This window comes from Serratia sp. 1D1416, assembly GCF_003641105.1.
Taxonomy (GTDB): Bacteria; Pseudomonadota; Gammaproteobacteria; order Enterobacterales; family Enterobacteriaceae; genus Serratia; species Serratia ficaria.
The window spans coordinates 1,142,563-1,167,659 of the sequence record NZ_CP032738.1 but is presented as its reverse complement, the minus strand read 5'-3'; the positions used below and the strand labels follow the sequence as shown (position 1 = coordinate 1,167,659).

General features: G+C 61.1%; 26 protein-coding genes. 17 read left to right on the top strand and 9 right to left on the bottom strand.

Features of this window, described 5'->3' with window-relative positions; translation table 11 throughout:
* Positions 1-12 precede the first annotated feature (12 nt).
* Complete coding sequence (gene greB, locus D7I37_RS05695; RefSeq protein ID WP_061798982.1) at positions 13-486, bottom strand: transcription elongation factor GreB; 474 nt, start codon at positions 484-486, stop codon at positions 13-15.
* A 230-nt stretch (positions 487-716) separates the two neighbouring features.
* Here greB and cbpA point away from each other — a divergent pair, with 230 nt between their 5' ends.
* The 4 genes from cbpA to envZ all read left to right on the top strand — a co-directional run bounded on the left by cbpA (position 717) and on the right by envZ (position 4,381).
* Positions 717-1,667, top strand: a complete 951-nt coding sequence (cbpA, locus tag D7I37_RS05690) for a curved DNA-binding protein (RefSeq protein ID WP_061798979.1) — start codon at positions 717-719, stop codon at positions 1,665-1,667.
* A gap of 2 nt (positions 1,668-1,669) precedes the next feature.
* Positions 1,670-1,984, top strand: coding sequence for a chaperone modulator CbpM (locus D7I37_RS05685; protein ID WP_061798977.1), 315 nt, complete (start codon positions 1,670-1,672; stop codon positions 1,982-1,984).
* Positions 1,985-2,294: 310 nt separating this feature from the next.
* Positions 2,295-3,014: a two-component system response regulator OmpR gene (gene ompR, locus D7I37_RS05680; RefSeq protein WP_004709363.1), complete on the top strand. Its 720-nt coding sequence runs from the start codon at positions 2,295-2,297 to the stop codon at positions 3,012-3,014.
* Positions 3,011-4,381: a two-component system sensor histidine kinase EnvZ gene (envZ, locus tag D7I37_RS05675; RefSeq protein WP_061798975.1), complete on the top strand. Its 1,371-nt coding sequence runs from the start codon at positions 3,011-3,013 to the stop codon at positions 4,379-4,381. The genes ompR and envZ overlap by 4 nt, the downstream gene beginning before the upstream one ends.
* Before the next feature lie 22 nt (positions 4,382-4,403).
* Here the strand turns inward: envZ and D7I37_RS05670 are convergent, their stop codons facing one another.
* The 7 genes from D7I37_RS05670 to D7I37_RS05640 all read right to left on the bottom strand — a co-directional run bounded on the left by D7I37_RS05670 (position 4,404) and on the right by D7I37_RS05640 (position 11,301).
* Entirely contained in the window at positions 4,404-4,883 is a 480-nt protein-coding gene (locus D7I37_RS05670; RefSeq protein WP_061798973.1) for a type II toxin-antitoxin system VapC family toxin, read from the bottom strand.
* Positions 4,880-5,143: a hypothetical protein gene (locus tag D7I37_RS05665; protein ID WP_061798971.1), complete on the bottom strand. Its 264-nt coding sequence runs from the start codon at positions 5,141-5,143 to the stop codon at positions 4,880-4,882. Before D7I37_RS05665 ends, D7I37_RS05670 begins: the two co-directional genes overlap by 4 nt.
* Before the next feature lie 125 nt (positions 5,144-5,268).
* On the bottom strand, positions 5,269-6,888 hold the full coding sequence (gene pckA, locus D7I37_RS05660; protein ID WP_095099672.1) for a phosphoenolpyruvate carboxykinase (ATP): 1,620 nt from the start codon (positions 6,886-6,888) through the stop codon (positions 5,269-5,271).
* A 196-nt stretch (positions 6,889-7,084) separates the two neighbouring features.
* Positions 7,085-7,963 carry an Hsp33 family molecular chaperone HslO gene (gene hslO, locus D7I37_RS05655; RefSeq protein ID WP_061798966.1) on the bottom strand — a complete coding sequence of 293 codons (879 nt, stop codon included), beginning with the start codon at positions 7,961-7,963 and terminating at the stop codon, positions 7,085-7,087.
* Positions 7,964-7,988: 25 nt separating this feature from the next.
* Positions 7,989-8,396 (bottom strand): ribosome-associated heat shock protein Hsp15, encoded by a 408-nt coding sequence (gene hslR / locus D7I37_RS05650; RefSeq protein WP_061798964.1) that lies wholly within the window; start codon positions 8,394-8,396, stop codon positions 7,989-7,991.
* Positions 8,393-9,073 (bottom strand): GMP/IMP nucleotidase, encoded by a 681-nt coding sequence (yrfG, locus tag D7I37_RS05645; RefSeq protein WP_129543432.1) that lies wholly within the window; start codon positions 9,071-9,073, stop codon positions 8,393-8,395. Before yrfG ends, hslR begins: the two co-directional genes overlap by 4 nt.
* Before the next feature lie 95 nt (positions 9,074-9,168).
* On the bottom strand, positions 9,169-11,301 hold the full coding sequence (locus tag D7I37_RS05640; protein ID WP_061798959.1) for an intracellular growth attenuator family protein: 2,133 nt from the start codon (positions 11,299-11,301) through the stop codon (positions 9,169-9,171).
* Positions 11,302-11,758: 457 nt separating this feature from the next.
* Between D7I37_RS05640 and nudE the strand changes: the two genes are divergently transcribed.
* Positions 11,759-12,313 (top strand): ADP compounds hydrolase NudE, encoded by a 555-nt coding sequence (nudE, locus tag D7I37_RS05635; protein WP_095099664.1) that lies wholly within the window; start codon positions 11,759-11,761, stop codon positions 12,311-12,313.
* Between the two features lie 53 nt (positions 12,314-12,366).
* Here the strand turns inward: nudE and mrcA are convergent, their stop codons facing one another.
* Positions 12,367-14,925 carry a peptidoglycan glycosyltransferase/peptidoglycan DD-transpeptidase MrcA gene (gene mrcA / locus D7I37_RS05630; protein ID WP_095099660.1) on the bottom strand — a complete coding sequence of 853 codons (2,559 nt, stop codon included), beginning with the start codon at positions 14,923-14,925 and terminating at the stop codon, positions 12,367-12,369.
* A gap of 122 nt (positions 14,926-15,047) precedes the next feature.
* On the opposite strand from mrcA, the gene pilM reads away from it, so the two are divergent.
* The 12 genes from pilM (at position 15,048) to trpS (ending at position 25,070) form a co-directional block, all read left to right on the top strand.
* Positions 15,048-15,890: a pilus assembly protein PilM gene (pilM, locus tag D7I37_RS05625; protein WP_129543431.1), complete on the top strand. Its 843-nt coding sequence runs from the start codon at positions 15,048-15,050 to the stop codon at positions 15,888-15,890.
* Positions 15,890-16,426, top strand: coding sequence for a PilN domain-containing protein (locus D7I37_RS05620; RefSeq protein ID WP_129543430.1), 537 nt, complete (start codon positions 15,890-15,892; stop codon positions 16,424-16,426). Before pilM ends, D7I37_RS05620 begins: the two co-directional genes overlap by 1 nt.
* On the top strand, positions 16,419-16,928 hold the full coding sequence (locus D7I37_RS05615; protein WP_129543429.1) for a hypothetical protein: 510 nt from the start codon (positions 16,419-16,421) through the stop codon (positions 16,926-16,928). The genes D7I37_RS05620 and D7I37_RS05615 overlap by 8 nt, the downstream gene beginning before the upstream one ends.
* On the top strand, positions 16,921-17,268 hold the full coding sequence (locus D7I37_RS05610) for a DNA utilization family protein (RefSeq protein ID WP_129543428.1): 348 nt from the start codon (positions 16,921-16,923) through the stop codon (positions 17,266-17,268). The genes D7I37_RS05615 and D7I37_RS05610 overlap by 8 nt, the downstream gene beginning before the upstream one ends.
* Before the next feature lie 9 nt (positions 17,269-17,277).
* Complete coding sequence (gene hofQ / locus D7I37_RS05605) at positions 17,278-18,522, top strand: DNA uptake porin HofQ (protein WP_129543427.1); 1,245 nt, start codon at positions 17,278-17,280, stop codon at positions 18,520-18,522.
* Between the two features lie 350 nt (positions 18,523-18,872).
* A complete protein-coding gene (gene aroK, locus D7I37_RS05600) occupies positions 18,873-19,394 on the top strand; it encodes a shikimate kinase AroK (protein ID WP_004391482.1) in 522 nt (173 codons plus the stop codon).
* Positions 19,395-19,491: 97 nt separating this feature from the next.
* A complete protein-coding gene (gene aroB, locus D7I37_RS05595; RefSeq protein WP_061798949.1) occupies positions 19,492-20,589 on the top strand; it encodes a 3-dehydroquinate synthase in 1,098 nt (365 codons plus the stop codon).
* Positions 20,590-20,747: 158 nt separating this feature from the next.
* A complete protein-coding gene (locus D7I37_RS05590) occupies positions 20,748-21,749 on the top strand; it encodes an SPOR domain-containing protein (RefSeq protein WP_061798948.1) in 1,002 nt (333 codons plus the stop codon).
* An 84-nt stretch (positions 21,750-21,833) separates the two neighbouring features.
* On the top strand, positions 21,834-22,646 hold the full coding sequence (dam, locus tag D7I37_RS05585; protein ID WP_061798947.1) for an adenine-specific DNA-methyltransferase: 813 nt from the start codon (positions 21,834-21,836) through the stop codon (positions 22,644-22,646).
* Positions 22,647-22,691: 45 nt separating this feature from the next.
* The gene (rpe, locus tag D7I37_RS05580) at positions 22,692-23,369 is read left to right on the top strand and encodes a ribulose-phosphate 3-epimerase (RefSeq protein WP_095099638.1); all 678 of its coding nucleotides are present in this window, start codon (positions 22,692-22,694) and stop codon (positions 23,367-23,369) included.
* A complete protein-coding gene (locus D7I37_RS05575; RefSeq protein WP_061798944.1) occupies positions 23,362-24,060 on the top strand; it encodes a phosphoglycolate phosphatase in 699 nt (232 codons plus the stop codon). The genes rpe and D7I37_RS05575 overlap by 8 nt, the downstream gene beginning before the upstream one ends.
* Before the next feature lie 2 nt (positions 24,061-24,062).
* Positions 24,063-25,070, top strand: a complete 1,008-nt coding sequence (gene trpS / locus D7I37_RS05570; RefSeq protein WP_129543426.1) for a tryptophan--tRNA ligase — start codon at positions 24,063-24,065, stop codon at positions 25,068-25,070.
* Positions 25,071-25,097: the final 27 nt, after the last annotated feature.

The window sequence follows — 25,097 nt, the reverse complement described above, 5'->3', positions numbered from 1 at the left end:
AAAAACCGAATCTTACTTCGGGTATTCGATCGCGTTGACGTACCACAGCGCCTCGCCCAGCGGGGTGTTGACGGTGGCGGTGTCGCCCACCTGTTTTTTCAGCAGGGCCCGGGCCATCGGCGCATCGATGGAGATGTAGTCCCGCCGGCCAAAAATCTCGTCATAGCCGACGATGCGGAAACGTTTGATATCGCCGTCGTCGTTTTCCACCTCGACCCAGGCGCCGAAGAACACCTTGCCTTCCTGCTGGGGGGAGTAGTCGACGATCTTCAACTGCTCCAGACATTTGGTCAGATAGCGCACGCGGCGGTCGATCTCGCGCAGCCGCTTCTTGTTGTACTGGTAGTCGGCGTTTTCGCTTCTGTCGCCCAGGCTGGCGGCCCAGGTCACTTTCTTGGTCACCTCGGGGCGCTCTTCGCGCCAGAGGTAATCCAGCTCCTGCTTGAGCTTGTCGTACCCTTCGCGGGTTATCAGTTGAGTTCTCATCGTGGCTTATCTTTATTGGGTCACCGGCACAGTGTACGTGAATGGAGAAGGCTTTAAAAATGGCGCGCGGGCCTGCGCCTTGCCGCACGGTTTTTATTCAGTTTGCGCAGCTTTTAACGATCGGGAGTATGCTTAGCGATAGCGGAAAAGGAATGTGACGAAAGGAGGATATCTGGCGAGAGAGACAAGAAATTTTGGCGCACAACCCATCAAATTGAAGGTATTACCGCATGGAATTTAAAGATTATTACGCGACGATGGGCGTCGAACCCACCGCCGATCTGAAAACCATCAAAACCGCCTACCGTCGGCTGGCGCGCAAGTACCACCCCGACGTGAGCACCGAAGACGATGCCGAGAGCAAGTTCAAGCAGCTTGCCGAAGCGTACGAGGTGCTGAAGGACGAGGAGCGCCGCGCCGAGTACGATCAGATCCGGCTGCATCGCAACGATCCGAACTTTGGCCGCCAGGCGCACGGCGATCGCGGCGGCTATCAGCAAAGCGCCGCTTGGCAGGGCGACGGCGGGCAGGACTTCTCCGACTTCTTCGAGAGCATGTTCGGCGGCCGCTCCGCGGCGGGGCATCGCGCCTCTTCGCACGGCGGGCATGGCTTCCGCGGCCAGGACCTCGAGATGGAAGTGCCGGTGTTCCTCGAAGAGACGCTGCATGGCCAAAGCCGCGAGATCTCCTATCAACTGCCGGTTTACGACGAACTGGGCCGCCAGGTCAGCGAAGCGGGCAAGACGCTGAATGTGAAAATCCCGGCGGGCGTGGTCGATGGCGAACGCATTCGCCTCAAGGGCCAGGGCGTCGCCGGCGTCGGCGGCGGCCAGAACGGCGATCTGTATCTGATTATCCGCATCGCGCCGCATCCGCTGTTTGAGGTCGACGGCCATAATCTGCATATCGTGGTGCCGCTGGCGCCGTGGGAAGCGGCGTTGGGCGCCAGCATCGAAGTGCCGACGCTGAGCGGCAAGATTGCGCTGACCATTCCTCCCGGCAGCCAGAGCGGCAAGCGGCTGCGGGCCAAGGGCAAGGGGCTGGTCGGCAAGAAAGAGACGGGCGATTTGTACGCCATTCTCAAGGTGGTGATGCCGCCGAAGCCGGACGAAAAAACCAGCGCCCTGTGGCGCGAGCTGGCGGGCCAGGCCGCATTCAATCCGCGGACGGAATGGGAGTGAACATGATGAACAAAGAGATCACTTTTACCCTGGTGGAGCTGTGCCAGCGGGTGGACCTGTCGCAGGACGAACTGATCGAGATAGTCGAGCTGGGCGTGATTGTGCCATTGCAGCCGGAACAGCCGAGCTGGGAATTTGACTACCCGGCGCTGAGCCACCTGCGACGCGCGCGCCGGCTGCGCGCCGAGCTGGACCTGGATTGGCCGGGGATCGCCATGGCGCTGACGCTGCTCGATCGGGTCGATGACCTGCAGAAAGAGAACCGGCAGCTGCGCCGCCAACTCGAGCGTTTTCTGCAGACGCCTGAGGCCCGGTAATCCTTCCCCGAGCGCCACCGCGCAAAATTGCCTGCCGGTGGCGTTTTTATTTATTGCGGCTGGGGTACACTGCGCAACCGGCCGCGAAGGGCGAATTGGCGAGAATTGGGCGGTTATCCCACATTTGGCCGATAAACGGCGGAATTTTGACGAACCCGCGTCGACATTTGCTCAAAATTGTTGATAAATGGGCAAAAGAATAAGCTTTGTAACAATTTCGTCTAGAATATATACCATTAAACGCTGTCCGAATTGACAGGGTTTTTTAACAATATTCGAGTCAGGCAATAAAGCCTTTGGGAGTAAGACAATGCAAGAGAATCATAAGATTCTGGTCGTCGATGACGATATGCGCCTGCGCGCGCTTTTAGAGCGTTATTTAACCGAACAGGGCTTTCAGGTTCGCAGCGTCGCCAACGCTGAGCAAATGGATCGCTTGCTGACCCGTGAATCCTTCCACCTGATGGTGCTGGACCTGATGCTGCCGGGCGAAGACGGCCTGTCGATCTGCCGCCGTCTGCGCAGCCAGAGCAACCCTATGCCGATCATTATGGTGACGGCCAAAGGCGAAGAAGTTGACCGTATCGTCGGCCTGGAAATCGGCGCCGACGACTACATCCCAAAACCGTTCAACCCGCGTGAACTGCTGGCCCGCATCCGCGCGGTGCTGCGCCGGCAGGCCAACGAGCTGCCGGGCGCCCCTTCGCAGGAAGAGGCGGTGATTGCCTTCGGCAAATTCAAACTGAACCTCGGCACCCGCGAAATGTTCCGTGAAGACGAACCGATGCCGTTGACCAGCGGTGAGTTTGCGGTGCTGAAAGCGCTGGTCAGCCACCCGCGCGAGCCGCTGTCCCGCGATAAGCTGATGAACCTGGCGCGCGGCCGCGAATACAGCGCGATGGAGCGCTCCATCGACGTGCAGATTTCCCGCCTGCGCCGCATGGTTGAAGAAGATCCCGCGCATCCGCGCTACATCCAGACCGTCTGGGGTCTCGGCTACGTCTTCGTCCCGGACGGCAGCAAGGCATGAGGCGATTGCGCTTTTCACCGCGTAGCTCGTTTGCCCGAACCCTGTTGTTGATCGTCACCCTGCTGTTTGTCAGCCTGGTGACGACCTATCTGGTGGTGCTGAACTTCGCCATCCTGCCCAGCCTGCAGCAGTTCAACAAGGTATTGGCTTACGAAGTGCGTATGCTGATGACCGACCGGCTGCAGCTGGAGGATGGCACGCTGCTGGAGGTGCCGCCGGCGTTCCGCCGCGAAATCTACCGCGAGTTGGGGATATCCCTTTACACCAACTCGGCGGCGGAGGAGAGCGGCCTGCGCTGGGCGCAGCATTATCAGTTCCTCAGCCAGCAGATGGCGCAGCAGCTCGGCGGGCCGACCGACGTGCGGGTGGAAGTGAACAAGAACTCCCCGGTGGTGTGGCTGAAAACCTGGCTGCAGCCCGATATCTGGGTGCGCGTGCCGCTGACCGAAATCCATCAGGGCGATTTCTCGCCGCTGTTCCGCTATACCCTGGCGATTATGCTGCTGGCGATAGGCGGCGCCTGGCTGTTTATCCGCATTCAAAACCGGCCGCTGGTGGAGCTGGAGCATGCCGCCCTGCAGGTGGGCAAGGGCATTATTCCGCCGCCGCTGCGCGAATACGGCGCCTCCGAGGTGCGTTCGGTCACCCGGGCGTTCAACCAGATGGCGTCGGGCGTCAAGCAGTTGGCCGATGACCGCACGCTGTTGATGGCCGGGGTCAGCCACGATCTGCGCACCCCGCTGACGCGCATCCGCCTGGCGACCGAAATGATGAGCGCCGAAGACGGCTATCTGGCCGAGTCGATCAATAAAGATATTGAAGAGTGCAACGCCATCATCGAGCAGTTTATCGACTATTTGCGCACTGGCCAGGAAATGCCGACCGAAATCAGCGACCTCAACGCCATTCTCGGCGAAGTGGTGGCGGCCGAAAGCGGCTATGAGCGAGTGATTGAAACCGCCATGTCGCCGGGCGAGCTGATGATGAACGTGCACCCGCTGTCGATCAAGCGCGCGGCGGTGAACATGGTGGTCAATGCGGCGCGCTACGGCAATGGCTGGATCAAGGTCAGCAGCGGGCGCGAACTGCAGCGCGGTTGGTTCCAGGTTGAAGACGACGGCCCGGGCATCAAGCCGGAAGAGCTGAAACACCTGCTGCAGCCCTTCGTGCGCGGCGACAGCGCGCGCAGCACCAGCGGCACCGGGCTGGGCCTGGCGATCGTGCAGCGTATTATCGACGCGCACGACGGCGCGCTGGACATCGGCACCAGCGAACGCGGCGGGTTGCTGATCCGCGCCTATATCCCGTTGCCGATGGAGAAAAAAGAGTCGACCAACGGGCAGCCGCCGCTGAAGGACAACGCGTAATCTTGCCGTATCGGGGCCGCGGTCAGGACTTCCTGCTCATCACGTAGTATTCCGCCGCATCCTCATGCAGCCGACGGCCGGCCGGCGCCTGCCAGGGATCGATTAACTCGATGCCGCAGTGGAGAAAGTTTTTGCTGTTGCGGGTGGCCAGGGCGGCGCCGTAGTGCAGGCAGGTGGCGGCGATTTGGGCATCCGGTACGCTCATCAGCTTGCCCTGCAGCCGGTTTCTTGCCGTCAACTCCGCGTATTGCATCGCGCACAGCCCGTCAAACGGCAGAATTTGCCCTTCGAACTTCAGCTGGATGGCGTCCGCCAATTTGAGCTTCAGATCCCGCTGACGCTTGCCGTCAGGCATGCAGGCGGCGCCGTTGAACAGCTCGGCAATGACAATGGCGCTCAGGTAGAGCTCGTCATTGTCCTTTTCGTTTAACCAGTTTATGACGTTGTAGTGTGGGCTGGGGCGCAGCGTTTCTGACATGACGTTGGTGTCGAGAATAATCATGCGTTGTCATCTTCATCATCAAAGCTGACTATGCGAGGCGGCACGGCGTCTCGCGGCGGAATGTCCAGCTCGACGCCGCCAAATTCGGCGAAGTGCTGATGCATCCAGGTACCCAACCCGTAGCGCGGTGGCTTTTTCACCAGCGCCTGTTTCAGGATCGTGCGCGCTTCCTCTTCCATCGAATGGCCATTTTTCGCTGCCGAAATGCGCAGCAGCTCTTTTATCTCATCGTCCAGATTCCTGACGGTTATAGTAGCCATTGAAACCTCCTTTGCTAGCAATGATTGCATTGCTTTATTTTCTCGCTTTGCTGGTTGCAAAGCAATCAGTGAAAATAAAAAAGGCGCGGGATCCGCGCCTTGGCTGAAGGGGTAACGCTAGCGAATCACAGCTTCGGGCCGGCGCTGACCAGCGCGGCGCCCGCAGGGGTATCGGTGTATTTGTCGAAGTTGGTGATGAAGCGCTCGGCCAGATCCTGCGCTTTTTCCTGCCACAGCTCGGCGCTGGCGTAGGTGGCGCGCGGGTCGAGAATATCCGGGTTTACGCCCGGCAGGGCGGTCGGCATCGCCAAATCGAAAATCGGCAGGGTGACGGTTTCCGCTTTATCGATTTCACCGCTCAGGATGGCGTCGATGATGCCGCGGGTATCCTTGATCGAGATGCGCTTGCCGGTGCCGTTCCAGCCGGTGTTCACCAGGTAAGCCTGGGCGCCGGCGGCCTGCATGCGTTTCACCAGCACTTCGGCGTACTGCGTCGGGTGCAGCGACAGGAAGGCGGCGCCGAAGCAGGCGGAGAAGGTTGGCGTCGGTTCGGTTACGCCGCGTTCGGTGCCGGCCAGCTTGGCGGTGAAGCCGGACAGGAAGTGGTACTGGGTCTGATTGGCGGTCAGGCGCGACACCGGCGGCAGCACGCCGAAGGCGTCGGCGGTCAGGAAGATCACCTTGGTGGCGTGACCCGCCTTGGAAACCGGCTTGACGATATTCTGGATGTGGTAGATCGGGTAGGAAACCCGGGTGTTCTCGGTTTTCGAACCGTCGTTGAAATCGATGCTGCCGTCGGCCAAGACGGTGACGTTTTCCAGCAGCGCATCGCGTTTGATGGCGTGATAGATATCCGGTTCGGCTTCTTCAGACAGCTTGATGGTCTTGGCGTAGCAGCCGCCTTCGAAGTTGAACACGCCGTCGTCGTCCCAGCCGTGTTCGTCGTCGCCGATCAGCTGGCGTTTCGGATCGGTGGACAGGGTGGTCTTGCCGGTGCCGGACAGGCCGAAGAACACCGCCACGTCGCCTTTCTCGCCGACGTTGGCCGAGCAGTGCATCGAGGCGATGCCCTGCAGCGGCAGCAGGTAGTTCATGATGGAGAACATGCCCTTTTTCATCTCGCCGCCGTACCAGGTGCCGCCGATCAGCTGCATGCGCTCGCTCAGGTTGAAGGCGACGAAGTTTTCCGAGTTCAGGCCCTGCTGCTGCCAGTTCGGGTTGGTGCATTTGGCGCCGTTCATCACCACGAAGTCCGGTTCGAAGTCCTGCAGCTCTTCGTCGCTTGGGCGGATGAACATGTTTTTCACGAAGTGCGCCTGCCAGGCCACCTCGGTGATGAAGCGCACCTTCAGGCGGGAGTCGGCGTTGGCGCCGCAGAAGGTATCCACGACGAACAGGCGCTTGCCGGAGAGCTGCTCGGTGACCAGGTGTTTCAGATCGGCCCACACTTCCGGGCTGAGGGGTTTGTTGTCGTTTTTGCCTTTGCCCTGATCGGCCCACCACAGGGTGTTGCGGGTGACGTCGTCGCGGACGATGTATTTATCTTTCGGAGAACGGCCGGTAAAGATGCCGGTATCGACGGAGACTGCACCCAGCTTGGTGACGACCCCACGCTCAAAACCTTCCAGAGATGGGTCTGTTTCTTCCTTAAACAGCAGTTCATAGCTCGGGTTGTGAACGATTTCGCTTACGTCGTGAATGCCGTAGGCGGCCAGATCCTGAGGGGTTATACCTTTAACGCGCATGTTACTACTCCTTGGTCACAGAATTTCTGGCGGCAATTGTAGGGATTCAGTGGGGCGTAACCGCGATGGGTATCAAATATTTAACGTTTTAAGCGGTATTTCGTTACGATCTGAGAGATAGCACACGGAAAAAAGCAAACGTGCAAACGGCGGACGCTGGCGGACGCAGGGCGCGTCCGCCAATAGAGGGTGCTACTTAGTGCAACTGGTCGCTTTCGCCGGTGTTACCCGTGTACAGCGCGGCGACGTCCATCGGGTCAAAGACATAGTGATTGCCGCAGTAGTCGCAGTGCATGTCGATATTGCCGTCCTGCTCCAGCATTTCCGCCACTTCTTCGGCCGGCAGCGTCAGCAGCGCATCGGCGCAGCGCTGGCGCGAACAGGTGCAGCGGAACAGCACGTCCTGCGGTTCGTACAGGGTGACTTCTTCCTGATGGTACAGGCGATACAGCACCTCGTTGGCCGGCAGGCCGAACAGCTCTTCGCTCTTCACCGTGTTGGTCAGTTGCACCAGATGGTCGAAATCGTCGGCGTTGCCGTCCTGCGCCGGCAGAACCTGCAGCAGCATGCCGGCCGCGGCCGCTTTGCCCTCCGCTTCGCCGGTGCGGATGAACAGGCGGGTCGGCAGCTGTTCCGACTGACGGAAGTAGGCTTCCAGGCAGGCGGCCAGGGTTTCCCCTTCCAGGCCGACCACGCCCTGATAGCGTTCGCCTTCCGCCGGCGCAATGGTGATGACCATCACGCCGTTGCCGATCATCTGGTGCAGGGTGCTGTCGTCGGCGATGGGCGCCTGGACGCGCGCCACGCCGCGCATTTCCTGGCGGTTGTTGCCGTTGACCACCGCCAGCTTCAGCGGGCCGTCGCCCTGCAGCTGCACGGTGATGTCGCCTTCGAACTTCAGGGTCGCGGTCAGCAGGCTGGTGGCCACCAGCAGTTCGCCCAGCAGCTTTTGCACCGGCGCCGGGTAGTCGTGGTTGTTCAGTACCTGCTGATAGGTTTCGCTGACGGTAACCAGCTCACCGCGCACCGCGTAGTTTTCGAACAGGTAACGGTGCAATTGGTCATGGTTGGACATAATTTTCTCTCTTTACGGCGAGGGGTTATTCCGACTCGCCAAATTTAAATTTTATCAGGTCGCGCCGCTCTTTCTTATCCGGACGGCGGTCCGGATGCGGCATGGTCAGCGCATTCATCTTGCGCGCCAGCGCCAGCCTTTCGCGGTTGGCGATGCTGGCCTCGGTTTCCTGGTACAGCTGCTGCGCCTCGCCGGCGCCGCGCCGCTGGCTGGTGAGCGCCAGCACCTTCACCGTGCGCTCTTCGTTGCCCTGGCGCAGTTTGATCTCGGCGTTGAGCTCGACGAGTTTGCTCGGCTTGCCGCGCTGTCCGTTGTAGTGCACCTTGCCGCCGTCAATCATCTCCCGCGCCAGCGCGCGGGTCTTGTAAAACCGCGCCGCCCACAGCCACTTGTCCAGCCGGACTGCATCGTCGCGCGCTTCTTTCTCTTTCATGCTGCCCCCCTGGCCAGCGCCGGTATCAACAGGCGGTAATCGCGCATCGACGGATGGTGCCGGAAGGTTTTCTCCGCCGTGCTGGAGTCCGGATTCTGCACGCCCAGGCAATAACGAATGCCGAAGGTGCGGGCGGCGTCGAGGATCGGCTCGCCGTCGTCGACAAACAGCGTGCGCTGCGGATCAAAGCCGGTGCGTTGCTGTACCGCCTGCCACAGGCGCTGATCTTCTTTCGGATAACCAAATGTGTGGGTGGAAAGCAATAAATCAAGGTGCCGATCCAAACCGGTGTGCTCAATTTTTACCGCCAGGCTGTGCGGATGGGCGTTGGTCAGCAAAATGGTCTGCAGGCCGGCGTCGCGCAGCGCCTGTAAAAACGGCCCGGTATCCTCACGCAGCCGTGCGCGGCTGCCCACTTCGCTGGTCATGCGGTAAATATCCAGATCCAGCCGCTCGCTCCAGTAATCGAAGCAGTACCAGTTCATGGTGTGCTGCACCGCCAGATATTCCCGCTGAATGATATCACGCGCGTGTTCGAACGGGATGGCGCGCCTTTCGCTCAGCGCCTGCGGCACCAGACGGAGCCAGAAATGGCTGTCGAACTCCAGGTCCAGCAGGGTGCCGTCCATATCCAGCAGGACGGTATCAATTTGCTGCCAGTCAAACTCGGGAACCATAAAAACTCCATGGGCGGACCGGCGGCGGTCCGCAGATGAGAATAATAGCGTTAGCGTAGCACAAGCGGGGGGCGGGCCGGAGGGCGAAGCGCGGCTCAGGCCATCGGCCGCAGCGACATGGTATCGAGCTGCGGGTTGAAGCAGCTTTCGTAATAGCGCTGGATATCGGCGATGCGATGCCGGTTGATGCGCCGGCGCTGCACCAGCCGCCAGACGTTGTAACCGAGGCTGACGACCACCGCCAGCAGCAGCAGGCTGGTGCCGAGATAGCGCCACAGGGTGATCATGTCCGGCTCGCTGTGCAGCGCCACGTGGCGGGTGCCGTTGGCGTCGACGCTGATGCCGGTGATCACGCCCTGCGCCTGGAACGGGGTGTGCAGCAGCATGCTGGCAAGGCGCTGCAGCTCGTTCCACTGGTCGAGCGCGTTGTATTCATTCAACGGCACCGACGGCTGCGGATGGCTCACCAACTGCCGGCCCTCGTCGCTGCTGATCAGGAAACCGCCGGGCGGCGGGCTGTTGAGCGCCGCTGCGGCCTGACGGGTTTCGTTGTAAACGAATGAAGAGGCGGCGACCTTGGTCAGGCTTTCCAGCGATTCGGCGCTTACCGGGCGCAGCAACACGTTCACCCCCTGCAGCGCACCGGATTTGGCGCGCTTCACCAGGCTACCCCAGTTTTTGGCGTTGCCCAGATTCACCAGGGCATTTTTCAGCCGTACGCAGTCGTTGTCTTTCTGGCACAGATCCTGGGTTTTCAGCACGATATCCGCGAAGTCATCCAGCAGTATCATGCCGGATTTTTCAATCGCGCTGGCCAACTGCGGGTTGATTTTCTGATCCGCGCCGTCCGGGTGCAGCTGGGTGTTTACCGTCGCCAGCAGCGCGGTGGCCTTGTCGATGACCTCAGACTCCGGCTGCGGCAGCGGGGTGGCGTTGTTCCAGTAGATGCCCGAGCAATCGAACGGCATAAAGCCGGAAGCGCCGCCGCCGCCGGCCTGCGGCGGCACGTAGCACATGCCGTTGCCGCGCACGTTCAGCGTATCGCCGATGCGCAGCGGCATGGCTTCCAGCGCCTGCACGCTGGTCACTTCCACCTTTTGCGCGCCTTGCAGCCACGCCACGCTCAGCGTTAACGGCAGGCTGAGCGGGATGTAGGTCAGCAGCAACAGCAGCACCAGCGTCGAACTGGCCGCCAGCACCGCATTGCGCCCCCATTGCTGCAGCGGGAAGTTTTTCACCTCATCGTGCAGCGAGAGGAAACGTCCCTGCCGCACCACCTGGCGGTTCAGATAGATGTCCACATCGGTGGACTTGCCCAGGTCCCGAGTCAGGTAGGGCTGCCAGTGCGGCGGGTAGATCAGGTCGATGATGCCGAGCGAAATATTGCTGATTTGCCCCTGGTTGGATTCGCCGAACAGCCCCCAGCGTTTTGGCGTGCCGCGCAGGCAATGCACCTCTTTCAGCTCGCGAGCCGCCGGCCGGCGGAACAGGCTCCAGCTGCCCCAGGCGATCATCAGCACCGCGACGAAGATCATCCAGGGAATGACCAGCACCGGGCTGATCAGGCTGAAGAACAGCAGCAGCAGGGCGGTGGAGATGATGGCGGCTTCACGGATGCCGTTGGGGCGCGTCAAAGCGTGTTCTTCCGGCGTTTCCTTGCGGATGTTCACCAGCTCGACGTGCTCGCTTTCCTCTTTGCGAATGGAGGCGTTTTTGGTTGGCGCCGCCGTCACCACCGGCGGCTGCGGCCGATCGTGGATGTGATCTTTCAGCGAATGTCCGTTGAGGGAGATAACCAGCGGCAGCGTCTGGGTTCTGATCACTTCCACATGGTTGTCGGCCGTGATGTACTGCTCCCAAAACGGCGGCAGATGCACCTCTTCGGCGTCGAGATAATAACGCCATTTGTTGGGTTCATCGCTGGCCAGCCCGTAACGGGTGATGGCGTGGGTAACGGGATAGACGTTGTCGCTTTGCGGGGTCAGCGCCAGCTTGGCCGACGGCAGCGCAGGGTTGCCGGGCAACAGCTTGTTGCCGAGTTTATTCTGCTGTTTGAGGTAGTACTCGACGGCCGCGCGCTCTTCAGCGGTCAACTTGCGGTGGGTGGGTTTAATAAACGGCAGCGTGCGCGCCAGCAATGGCTGGCTGCGGGCTTTGAACCAGAGATACAGGCCGGCGGCAATCAGGCAGGCAAGCACTAAGGCCAATATCAACACTATTGTGCTCATGCTATCCCCATCATATAACCGTGAATCTCGCCAACCCGATGAAAAACTGCATATTATACGGAGTAACCCGCCAGGAGGCACCCAGAACTCGTGAGGGAAGAACAGATACTCGCTCTGGATCTCATTCTTTCGCAACGCCACGCGATTTTATCACCAGCCCTTGCCTGCGCGATAGTAGCAACCGGCATCGGATGTCGATATCGGCATTATCCTATTTTATTCGGCTCTGTTTGCTGAATTGGTACGGAAAATCGGCGGGCGCTGGCTACGCTTGTTAAAAAAAAGTAAATTACTGCTTGTGCTCGTTGCGGCTAAGGTTCTCATTAACGCACAATGTGATCAAGATCGAATTTGGTCAGCGTTTGAGCGCCGACGCGCTGCGCCAATCATTATTCCGGCTATCCCTCTCCGTGCCTGATATTGCCGCCGGCCGACGGGTAACCCATTTGAGGCAATCATGGATAAACACCTGCAAAAACCTAAAATTCTGAAAGTGGAAACGGTCGCGCGTTCGCGTTTATTTAACGTAGAGTCGGTCGATCTGGAATTCAGTAACGGTGTACGGCGGGTGTATGAGCGCATGCGGCCTTCGGAGCGGGAAGCGGTGATGATCGTGCCGGTGATTGGCGACGACCTGCTGTTGATCCGCGAGTACGCGGTCGGCACCGAATCCTATGAGCTGGGCTTTCCCAAAGGGTTGATCGATCCCGGCGAAGGGGTGCTGGAAGCGGCCAACCGCGAGCTGATGGAAGAAGTGGGATACGGCGCCAAACGCTTTGATTTCCTCAGCAAGCTGACCATGGCGCCGTCGTATTTTTCCAGCAAGATGAATATTGTGCTGGCGCACGATCTCTATCCGCAGAGCCTGGAAGGGGATGAGCCGGAGCCGCTGCCGCAGGTGCGCTGGCCGATTGCCGACATGATGGCGCTGCTGGCGGAGCCGGATTTCCGCGAGGCGCGCAACGTGAGCGCGCTGTTCCTCACCGAGGCGTTTTTACGCGGCTCGCGCTGAGCGGCAGCGCTTGCCGAATAAAACAAGGGCCAGATTTCTCTGGCCCTTGTTGATCAGAACAGCTCGTGGCTTTCGCCGCCGGGGTCCGTCAGCGTGGTGCCGGTATCGCGCGACGGGTAGTCCTTCGGTTGAGTGCCTTCGATGAAGTACTCGGAGCGGCTGCCGCCGCCGCCGCCGGAGAGCTTGCCGCTGCTCTTGTCGATGGTGACGCTGACGATGCCCGGAGGCGGGGTGACTTTCTGCTCCGGAATGCCTTCCAGCGCGCTTTTCATGAAATCATCCCATGCCGGCTGCGCACTCTTGGCGCCGCCTTCACCGCCGGAAATTTGATCCGGAATGGCCCCTGACACCGTAGAACGGCCCAGATCGCGGCGATGGTCATCGAAACCAATCCACACCGAGGTGACGGTATCCGGACCATAGCCGGAGAACCAGGCGTCTTTCGAACTGTTGGTGGTGCCGGTTTTGCCGCCGATATCGCGGCGCTTCAGATCGCGGCCCGCACGCCAGGCGGTGCCCATCCAGCCCGGTTCGCCGTAAATGTTGCTGTTCAGCGCATCGTGGATCAGGAACGCCAGCGGCGTGCTGATGACGTGCGGCGCATACTGCTGATCGCCGTCCTGCTGCACCTGAGCCGGGGTCACTTGCTGCAGTTGCGGCATCGGCACGTTGCCGTTATTGCCTTCCTGCGAGGTGGCGACGTTCTCGACGTTATCGTCGGAAAGCTCCGCCGCACGGTGGGTATCGCCGTAAATCACCGGCAGGTTGCAGCTGCTGCAGACGATCTTCGGCTTGGTTTCAAATACCGTATTGCCGTTATCGTCTTCGATTTTAGAGATGAAGTACGGATCCACCAGGTAGCCGCCGTTGGCCAACACCGCGTAACCGCGCACCAGCTGCATCGGCGTGAAGGAGGCGGAGCCCAGCGCCAGCGACTCGGTATGCACGATATTCTGCGCCGGGAAGCCGAAGCGCTGCAGGTACTCCGCCGCGTAGTCGACGCCCATTGCACGCATGGCGCGCACCATCACCACGTTCTTCGACTGGCCCAGCCCCTGACGCAGGCGAATCGGCCCGTCATAGGTCGGCGGCGAGTTTTTCGGCCGCCAGTCGGTGCCGGCGCCGGCGTCCCAGCGGGTGATCGGCAGGTCGTTCAGAATGGTGGCCAGCGTCAGGCCCTTGTCCATGGCGGCGGTGTACAGGAAGGGCTTGATGTTCGAACCGACCTGACGCAGCGCCTGGGTGACGCGGTTGAATTTGCTCTGGTTGAAGTCAAAACCGCCGACCAGCGCTTTGACCGCGCCGTCGTTCGGGTTGATCGACACCAGCGCGGAGTTGACGTCCGGCACCTGCGACAGCCCCCAGGCGTCGTTGACCTTACGCACCCACACCTGCTGGCCGGCCTGCACCACGTCGGTGACGCGCTTCGGCGTCGGCCCTTGCTGGGTGTCTGACTTGTAAGGACGGGCCCAGCGCATGCTGGCCATCGGCAGCGCGATATTGCTGCCGTCCGCCAACATCGCCGTGGCCTCTTCGGCATTGGCGGCGGTGATCACCGCCGGTGCCAACGGGCCGTAGTTCGGCAGGTTTTTCAGCGAGTCGACAATCTGTTTTTGATCCCAGGCCGCTTCACCGACTTTCCACAGCACGTTGGACGGGCCGCGGTAGCCGTGGCGCATGTCGTAGGCCAGCACGTTGTTGCGCACCGATTCCTGCGCCGCCTGCTGCAGCCGCTTGGTGACGGTGGTATAGACCTTGTAACCGTCGGTATAGGCGTTGTCGCCGTAGCGCTTGATCATCTCCTGACGCACCATCTCGGAGAGATAAGGGGCGGAGAAGCTGATTTCCGGCGCATGGTAGTTGGCCACCAGATCTTCGGCGCGCGCCTGATCGTACTGTGCCTGGGTGATGTAGTGTTCATCCAGCATGCGCGACAGCACCACGTTGCGACGGGCGACGGCGCGATCGTGCGAGTAGAGCGGGTTGAAGGTGGACGGCGCCTTCGGCAGACCGGCGATGGTCGCCATTTCGCTCAGGGTGAGCTGGCTGACGTCTTTGCCGAAGTAAACCTGCGCGGCGGCGCCCACGCCGTAGGCGCGGTAACCCAGATAGATCTTGTTCAGATACAGTTCAAGGATCTCGTCCTTGGACAGCATCTGCTCGATGCGCACCGCCAGGAAAGCTTCCTTGATTTTGCGCATCAGGGTGCGTTCCGGGCTCAAGAAGAAGTTTCGCGCCAGCTGTTGGGTAATGGTACTCGCCCCCTGGGACGCGTGGCCGGAGACCAGCGCGATAGAGGCGGCGCGGAAGATGCCGACCGGATCGACGCCGTGATGCTCATAGAAGCGGCTGTCTTCGGTGGCGATAAACGCATGCACCATCACCGGCGGGATCTGATTGAGCTTCAGCGGAATGCGGCGCTTCTCGCCGTATTGGGCGATCAGCTCGCCATCGGCGCTGTAAACCTGCATCGGTATCTGCAGCCGCACGTCTTTCAGCGTTGCGACGTCAGGCAGCTGTGGCTCGACATACTTGTACAAGCCAAAAATCGAGGCTGCTCCCAGCACGATGCAACATACTGCAAGGATTAGTAAATACTTTACGAACTTCACCTGAGATTTCCCATTTTCATGTCATTTGGGCAGTTTATAAACAACCGCGCGGTAGTATAAAGGCAAGCCTGCAACATGGATATGTTCTTTTATCATCTGATGTTATGGAGGCTTGGCGAAATATGTTCTCTCAATCATGGCAGGTGGGGCTGGATATACAAAACAACGGCGTGCGCGCCCTGGCGGCTCAGCGCCGCCGCAATGGGTGGCAGCTGCGCCACTGGTGGCAACATCGGCTGCCGCAGGCGGTGCTGCGCGACGGCTGCCTGGAACCTTCCGAATCCCTCATTCAGGCGCTGCGGCAATGGCGCGTCCAGTTACCAAGACATATTTCCTTACGCATTGCCCTGCCCGCGCAACGGGTTTTGCAGCAGCGCATGCCGCAGCCGGACGCGCGGCTGAAAGAGCCGGAGCGCGACGATTATATCAGCCGTCACGGGCTGAAGCAGTTCCCGCTCGCCGGGCAAACGCTGGTGCTCGATTACCGCGCCGCGCCGCCGGATGCGGCGGCATTGCTGCTGACCGCCGCGCGCAGGCTGGAATTGCAACAGTGGCTGCACTGCCTGCGCCAGGCCGATCTGCAGCCGCAGGCGGTCGACATTACGCCCTGCGCGCTGCGGGTGATGGCCACCGCCGCCGGATTGCCCGCCGCCGCGGGATTGTTGCACCGTCTGGAGCACGAATGGCTGTGGGTGGCGCCCGGCGGTGGCGCGTTCGCTTATGGCGTGCTGTCGGCCGGCGAGCCCGATGGCCTGATGCAGGCGCTGCGGGCGCTGCAAGCAGCAGGGGCGCCCCGCGCCGATCTGCCGGTCTGCTACAGTAGCGTGCTGGATGATGCGCCTCCGCCCGGCTGCCTTGCCTGGTCGCCGCTCAGCGCCTTTCGCCAGCTGCGGCCGCCGCTGCCCGCGCAGCCGGCGGCGTTTGTGCTGGCCGGCGGTTTGGCGCTGCGGCAGGAGGATACGTGATGTATCAGGTCAATCTGCTGCCCTGGCGGGGCCAGCGTCAGCGCCGACGCGGTTTTTTTTGGCTGCGCATGTTGGCGCTGCAGCTGGCGTTGGTGCTGCTGACCGTGGCGCTGGTCTTCAGCTTGCTGCACGGCCGCCAGGCGCAGCGGCAAACTCGCCTCGAAGCGCGCGCCGATCGGTTGGCGGCGCTGACGCAACGCTACCAGCAGGGGCAGCGCCAGCTGGCGCAGCTGGAGCGGCAAAGCGCCAGAGCGGAGCAGCGGGCGCGCAATCGGCAGCATAACCGGCGCTATCTGCAGCTGTTGCAGCAGCTTTCCGCCGCCGTGCCGCCGCCGCTGTGGCTGATCTCGCTGGACGGCAACCTGCAGGAAGGGCTCCAGCTGCGCGGCCTGAGCCGGCATCACGCGGCGATCGCCCAATTTGAGCAGCGGCTGGCGGCGCTGCCGCTGTTGCGCCAGCATCGGCTGGCGGAGGTGGCGCAGCGCCAGGATGGTCTGTTCACCTTCACGCTGACGGCGTGGGGGCGCGATGGATAGCGCCTTTTCTCTCTGGCTGTGGCGCTGGCTGAGTCTGCCGGGCTGGCAGGTTTTGGCGACGCAGTGGCTCGCGCTGAGCCTGCTGGCGCTGGTTGCCGCCGGTTGGCTGCTGCGGGATGAAGGGCAACAGCGGGAACGCGCCTCCGCACAGCGGCAACGCCTTGAACAGCAAATTGAACAGCGCGAGCGGCAGCTGGCGCAGATGCCAACGCAGGAAGCGATGCGTGTGCGCTTGCGGCAGGCGATACACCCGTCTGTCGGGCAGGCGGGGCTGACGGAGGCGCTGCGGCCGACCGACGCCACGCTGCTGCGCTGGCAGCGGCTGGAAAAACCGCCGCGACAGCTCCTGAGTGTGCGCATCGGCTATGCCGGGTTATTGACGCTGTTGACGGCATTGCCCGCCGGCTTGCGCATTGAGCGGCTAAGCATTGAAACGCCGCCGCAGGGCATGAGAGTACGCCTCACGCTGCAAGACGACGCCGAAGAGTACGCCGATGAATAAACGGCGATGGCTGGGGATATGGCTGCTGCTGCCGTGGGTACTGGCGGCGCAGCCGCGCAATCCCTTTATCCCGCTGCCGTTGCCTGACTGCCCGATGGCGGCGGAGTCCCCGGGCGACTGGCGGTTGCTGGGCATTATCGGGCAGCCGGCCTTGCGCTATGGCTGGGTCGTCACGCCGGCGGGGCAATGGTTGCGCCTGCGGCCGCAGCAGACGTTGCTGGCCGGGCGCTGGCGGGTAGCGTGGATAGCGGCTGATGCGCTGACGCTGGCGGCGCTGCCGACGGATCCGGATTGCCCGGCCGCCGGCGACGACGTGCGGCTGATGCTGAACACACCATAGGGAAACAGAATGAAAGGATGCCACTGGCTGGGAATGTCGCTGTGGAGCCTGGCGGCAGCCGCGGCTCCCGCGCAGGATAACCCGCCCATTTCACTGGCGTTTCAGGAGGCGCCGGTCGCGGTGATCCTGCAGGCGTTGGCCGATTACCGTCAGCTGAATGTGATCGTCGCCGCGGGAGTGAGCGGCACTCTGACGCTGCGGTTAGATAACGTCCCCTGGCCGCAGGCGCTGGCGCTGGTATTGCGCATGGGCAAACTGTCGATGACGCGGGAGGGCAATGTGCTGCTGGTCTCTCCCGAGCCTGACGCGCAGGAACAACAGCAGCGCCAGCAGGCTCTGGCGTTGCGGCAGCCGCTGCACAGCCTGACGCTGGCGCTGAAAAACGCCGACGCCGCCGAGGTTGCCGAAACCCTGAACGCGCAGCGCGGCGCGTTGCCCGACGAACGCGGCAGCGTGGTGGCCGACAGGCGCACCAACGCGTTATTGATCCGCGATACCGCGTCGGGATTGGCGTTGCTCAAAAAGCGGGTGGCGGAGATGGACAGGCCGCTGGCGCAGGTGCAGCTGGCGGCGCATATCGTGACCATCAACAGCGAAAGCCTGCGCGATCTTGGCGTGCGCTGGGGGCTGGCGCCGGAGGGGCGGCCGGCGCAGCCGCTGCGGCTGGATAACTTCAGCGTCGATTTGCCGCTGGAGCGCAGCGCGGTGAACGCCGGCTTTCACCTGGCGCGCCTTGGCGGGCGCCTGTTGAGCCTGGAACTGAGCGCGCTGGAGCAGGAAAATCAGGTGGAAATCATCGCCAGCCCGCGCCTGCTGACGGCGCATTTGCAAACCGCGAGCATCAAGCAGGGAACGGAAATTCCTTACGAAGTCTCGAGCGGCGCCAGCGGCGCTACCTCGGTGGAGTTCAGGGAAGCGGTGCTGGGCATGGAGGTGACGCCGAAGGTGTTGCCCGACGGCCGCATTACCCTGACGCTGCACATCAGCCAAAATATGCCGGGGCGCTCGGTCAGTCGGGGGGCGGGAGAAGCGCTGACCATCGATAAGCAGGAGATAAAGACCCAGATCACGGTAAAAGACGGTGAAACCATCGTGTTGGGGGGGATTTTTCAACGGCATAGCGGGCGGGGCGCCGACAAGGTGCCCGGCATCGGCGACGTGCCGCTGCTGGGATCGTTGTTCAAACAGAGCAGCAAACAGCATAAAAGACGCGAGCTGGTGATATTCATCACTCCGACATTGATTAAGGCATGAACAGCCGGCTGTCGCCTTTGCCGTAAATCGCCTAAAGTTGATGTGCAGATACACTTTTTTGTCTCCTTGGGGGCATCTGCGTTTGACGCTGCGGCCGAATTAGCTTACAAGGGTTACCGAATTGAGCACCGAGGTTTTTTTGTTAGCGCCAAGACGCCGTTAAAAACGTATGGTTTCCCTCCTGCGGCGTGGATTGCGATTTATTCGGTTGCCAAACTACCAAGAGTGTTGAGATAATTTTTCGTCTGATCTCGCACTATCGTTCATGAGGTTTCAGTTTAGGTCCCGCCGCTGATTTGATTGGCGGGGCGGGTTAACATTAACGAATTGTCTTAGTAATACCGAAAAACATGGCAGAGAAACGCAATATCTTTCTGGTTGGGCCTATGGGTGCCGGCAAAAGCACTATTGGCCGTCAGTTAGCTCAGCAACTCAATATGGAGTTCTTCGACTCCGATCAAGAAATTGAGCGACGTACCGGAGCTGACGTGGGCTGGGTATTCGACGTGGAAGGTGAAGAAGGTTTCCGCGATCGTGAAGAAAAAGTCATTAATGAACTGACGGAAAAGCAAGGGATTGTGCTGGCTACCGGTGGCGGTTCGGTGAAGTCGCGCGAAACGCGCAACCGTCTGTCGGCGCGTGGCGTCGTGGTCTATCTGGAAACCACTATCGAGAAGCAATTGGCCCGTACCCAGCGCGACAAAAAGCGTCCGCTGCTGCAGGTTGATTCTCCTCCGCGTGAGGTCCTGGAAGCCCTGGCGAAAGAACGCAATCCGTTGTACGAAGAAATTGCAGATGTGACTATCCGCACCGACGATCAAAGCGCTAAAGTGGTTGCCAACCAGATCATCAACATGCTGGAAAGCAACTGATTGCGGTTTCCGTGTTGGCCACGGGCAAATGCGGAAAGACTGATTGTGTTCCCCGCAGCAGCGGGGATAAACCGCCACATTGAGAACTGAGCGCGACATGGAGAGAATTACCGTAACGCTTGGGGAGCGCAGCTACCCGATTACCATAGCCGCCGGATTGTTTAACGATCCGGCTTCTTTTATGCCGCTGAAAGCCGGTGAGCAGGTGATGCTGGTCACTAACCAGACGCTGGCGCCGATCTATCTGGACCGCGTCCGGAAGGTGCTGGAGCAGGGCGGCGTGATGGTGGATCAGGTGATACTGCCTGATGGCGAACAGTACAAATCCCTTGCCGTACTCGAGCAGGTGTTCTCAGCGCTGCTGGAAAAGCCTCACGGCCGCGATACGACCCTGATCGCGCTCGGCGGCGGCGTTGTCGGTGATCTTACCGGCTTTGCCGCGGCCTGCTATCAGCGCGGCGTGCGCTTCATTCAGGTTCCCACCACGCTGCTGTCGCAGGTGGACTCCTCCGTTGGCGGCAAAACCGCCGTCAATCACCCGCTCGGCAAAAACATGATCGGCGCGTTCTATCAGCCCGCCTCGGTGGTGGTCGATCTGGACTGTCTGCAGACCCTGCCGGCGCGTGAACTCTCCTCTGGCCTGGCTGAAGTGATCAAGTACGGGATCATTCTCGACCGCGACTTCTTCGTCTGGCTGGAAAACAATATCGATGCGTTGGTGGCGCTGGATATGCAGGCTCTGGCCTACTGCATCCGCCGCTGCTGCGAGCTGAAGGCCGAGGTGGTGGCCGCCGACGAACGCGAAAGCGGTCTGCGCGCGTTGCTTAACCTGGGTCATACATACGGCCATGCGATCGAAGCTGAAATGGGCTATGGTGTATGGCTGCACGGCGAAGCCGTGGCGGCCGGCATGGTGATGGCGGCGGAAACCGCGCGCCGTCTCGGCCAGTTCTCGGCCGACGACATCGCGCGCATCAAAGCGCTGCTGCTGCGCGCCGGCCTGCCGGTCTGCGGGCCGCAGGAAATGACGCCGGAGTCCTATCTGCCGCACATGATGCGCGACAAGAAAGTGCTGGCGGGCGAGCTGCGGTTGGTGCTGCCGACCGCCATCGGTCAGGCGGAAGTCCGCGGCGGCGTGGGGCATGAGCTGGTGTTGGCGTCGATCGCCGCCTGCCTGCCCGTGCAGAACGCCTAACCAAATCGGACGAAGTAACAGTGGCTTAGCCGCCGTTTACATCTATATTAATAATGAGCAAAGCATGACGGGTGTCGCTTTGCCATCATCGGGTTAATCTGCCCGTGCCACGGTAGGTCTACGGTGGTGGGCTTTTGCCTCTAGTTGGAGGGTTTCAGATGGATGAGTTTAAACCGGAAGACGATCTCAGACCTGATAGCAGCGATCGTCGTCCTGCGCGCTCGCGCAAGCCGGCTGCGGCGCCGCGTTTTGCCGTGTCGCGTCAGCATTTGATGATTGGCATCGGCATTTTGGTGCTGCTGCTGCTGATTATCGGCATCGGCTCGGCGCTGAAGGCGCCTACCAAGCATGAAGCGGCGCAGGAAGGCGCGCAAAACGGCGCGGCCAGAGACATCAACCTGTCCGGCTCTTCGTCGCTGACCACCAATAACAACGGTGTGGCGGGCGGCACTACGGATACCAACGACAATAACGGCGTGAGCACCGCGCCTCAGCCGCAACAGCCGCAAAACGTCAGCGTTCCGCCGATCTCCGGCACGCCGACGCAGGCGCAGCCACAGCCTCAGCAGGGCGGCGCGCAGCAGCGTGTCGATCTGCCGGGCAACATGGCGGATGCGCTGTCTTCGCAGCAGGGTCAGGTTGACGCGGCGACTCAGGGCATGACCGGCGCGGCCTCGACATTGCCGACCGCACCGGCCACGGTGATGAACGGCGCAGCGGCGAAAGAAGCCACGCGTCCGATTCAGGGCACCGCGCCGCAGCAGCACAAGACGCCGGCCAAAAAACCGGCGGCGACGCAGCACAAGGCGCCGACCACGGTGTATACGCCGCCGTCTACGCCGTCCTCTTCCGCCAAGGCGGGAGCGGTCAGCAGCAGCGGCAGCGCCGTGCAGTCCGCACCGGCCAGCCACTATACCCTGCAGCTGAGCAGCGCTTCGCGTTCCGATACGCTGAACGCCTACGCCAAACAGCAGAAGCTGCAGAACTACCTGGTGTACGCCACCAAGCGCGACGGCAAACCCTGGTATGTGCTGGTAAGCGGCAACTACGCCTCCTCTGCGGAAGCGAAGCGCGCCATTGCTACGCTGCCGGCGGATGTTCAGGCGAAAAAACCATGGGTCCGACCTGTACGTCAAGTGCAGCAAGATCTTAAAAAATAAATCATTTAAATTTGTGCGCTGATGTGCTGTCTGAAACAGAGTACAATCCGCCGCTCTGAATTGTATAAGTAGCTAACTGACGGCATGAAGAAAAACCGCGCTTTTTTAAAATGGGCTGGTGGAAAATACCCGCTGGTGGACGAGATTCGTCGTCATCTGCCAGCGGGCGACTGCTTAATCGAGCCCTTCGTGGGTGCGGGTTCAGTCTTCCTGAACACGGAATACGACGCCTATATTCTCGCCGACATCAACAGCGATCTTATCAACCTGTATAACATCGTTAAGCTGCGCACGGACGACTTCGTGCGCGATGCCCGCATTCTTTTCACCGATGAATTCAATAACTCAGACCAGTTTTACCTGCTGCGCGAAGAGTTCAATACTAGCGCCGACGCCTATCGCCGCGCGCTGCTGTTTCTGTACCTGAACCGCCACTGCTACAACGGCCTGTGCCGCTACAACCTGCGCGGCGAGTTCAACGTGCCCTTCGGCCGTTACAAGAAACCGTATTTCCCGGAAGAAGAGCTGTACTGGTTTGCTGAAAAATCCCGCAACGCCACTTTCGTCTGCGAGCATTACCGCGATACCATGGCCAAGGCGACGCGCGGCACGGTGGTGTATTGCGATCCGCCTTATGCGCCGCTGTCGGCGACGGCGAATTTTACCGCCTACCACACCAACAGCTTCAGCATTGCCGACCAGCAGAGCCTGGCGCTGATGGCGCACCAGCTTTCGGTGGAAAGCCAGGTGCCGGTGTTGATTTCCAACCACGACACCGAGCTGACGCGCGATTGGTATCAGCACGCTTCGCTGTACGTGGTGAAGGCGCGTCGCACCATCAGCCGCAACATTCTTGGCCGCAGCAAAGTGAACGAGCTTTTGGCGCTGTATCGCTGAGCCGGGATTGCCCCGGCGTATTTACCCTACGTTTGGAGATAGCGGATGAAAAAGTTTTTGATTGCCCCGTCCATTCTGTCGGCAGATTTTGCCCGGTTAGGTGAAGACACCGCCAACGTGTTGGCCGCCGGCGGCGACGTGGTGCACTTCGACGTGATGGACAACCACTACGTTCCCAACCTGACCATCGGCCCGATGGTGTGCGAAGCGCTGCGCAACTATGGCATTACCGCGCCGATCGACGTGCATCTGATGGTGAAACCGGTGGACCGCATCGTGCCGGACTTCGCCAAGGCCGGTGCGAACTACATCTCTTTCCATCCCGAAGCCTCCGAACACGTAGACCGCACCATACAACTGATCAAAGAGCACGGCTGCAAGGCCGGCCTGGTGTTCAACCCGGCTACGCCGCTGAGCTACCTCGATTACGTGATGGATAAAATCGACGTGATCCTGCTGATGTCGGTTAACCCGGGCTTCGGCGGCCAGTCGTTTATCCACGGCACGCTGGACAAGCTGCGTCAGGTGCGCAAGCTGATCGATGAAAGCGGCCGCGACATCCGGCTGGAAGTCGACGGCGGGGTGAAGGTGGATAACATCGCCGAGATCGCCGCCGCGGGCGCCGATATGTTCGTCGCCGGCTCGGCCATCTTCGGCAAACCGGACTACCGCAAGGTGATCGATGAAATGCGCGGCGAGCTGGCGAAGGTGACCCATGGCTGATTTCGGCGCGATCCGCGGCCTGGCTTTCGATCTGGACGGCACGCTGGTGGACAGCGCGCCGGGTCTGGCGGCCGCCATCGACCTGGCGCTGGCTGAAATGGGCCTGCCGCAGGCGGGCGAAGCCCGAGTCGGCACCTGGATCGGCAACGGCGCCGACGTGCTGGTGCAGCGCGCGCTGCGCTGGGCCGAGGTGGACGCCGCGCCGGAACACTGCAGCCGACTGCGTGCGCGTTTCGATCATTTCTATGCGCAAACCGTCGACGGCGGCAGCCGCCTGTTCCCGCAGGTGCAAGAGACGCTGGCTCGCCTGGCCGCGCAGGGCTATCCGATGGCGCTGGTGACCAACAAGCCGACGCCGTTTGTCGCGCCGTTGCTGGCCGCGCTCGGCATCGGCCGGCATTTCTCGCTGGTGATCGGCGGCGATGACGTGACGGAAAAGAAACCGCATCCGGCGCCGCTGTATCTGGTGCTCGGCAAGCTTGGCCTGCGCGCCAATGAGCTGCTGTTCATTGGCGATTCGCGCAATGATATTCAGGCCGCGCAGGCGGCCGGCTGCCCCAGCGTCGGCTTTACCTACGGTTATAACTACGGCGAGTCGATCGCCCTGAGCCACCCCGACCGCGTGTTGGAGCGCTTCGCCGATTTGTTGCCCGCTCTTGGGCTGTCATCTTTAGAGAATCAGGAAATTTAAACATGAGTAAGCCCATCGTATTTAGCGGCGCGCAGCCGTCCGGCGAACTGACCATCGGCAACTACATGGGTGCGCTGCGTCAGTGGGTTCAGATGCAGGACGACTACGACTGCATCTATTGCATCGTCGATCTGCACGCCATCACCGTGCGTCAGGACGCGGAAAAGCTGCGCAAGGCCACGCTGGATACGCTGGCGCTGTACCTGGCCTGCGGCATCGATCCGGAAAAAAGCACCATCTTCGTGCAGTCGCACGTGCCGGAACATACCCAACTGAGCTGGGTGCTGAACTGCTATACCTACTTCGGCGAGCTGAGCCGCATGACCCAGTTCAAGGATAAATCCGCGCGCTACGCGGAGAACATCAACGCCGGCCTGTTCAGCTACCCGGTGCTGATGGCGGCGGACATCCTGCTGTATCAGACCAACCAGGTGCCGGTCGGCGAAGACCAAAAGCAGCATCTGGAGCTGAGCCGCGACGTGGGCCAGCGTTTCAATGCGCTGTACGGCGAGGTGTTCAAGGTGCCTGAGCCGTTCATTCCCAAGTCCGGCGCGCGCGTGATGTCGTTGCAGGAACCGACCAAGAAGATGTCCAAGTCGGACGACAACCGCAACAACGTGATTGGCCTGCTGGAAGATCCGAAAGCGGTCACCAAGAAGATCAAGCGTGCGATGACCGACTCCGAAGAGCCGCCGGTGGTGCGCTACGACGTGGTCAACAAGGCGGGCGTCTCCAACCTGCTGGATATCCTCGCCGGCGTGACCGGCAAGAGCATCGCGCAGCTGGAAGCCGAGTTTGCAGGCCAGATGTACGGCCACCTGAAGGGCGCGGTGGCCGAAGCCGTGTCCGGCATGCTGGGCGAGCTGCAGGAGCGTTACCATCGCTTCCGCAACGACGAAGCCTACCTGCAGCAGGTGATGCGCGACGGCGCCGCCAAGGCGCGCGCGCGCGCGCAGGAAACCCTGGCGAAGGTCTATCAGGCCGTCGGTTTTGTGTCGCCGCCGCAATAATGGCGGACAAGCGAAAAAAGCGGCCAA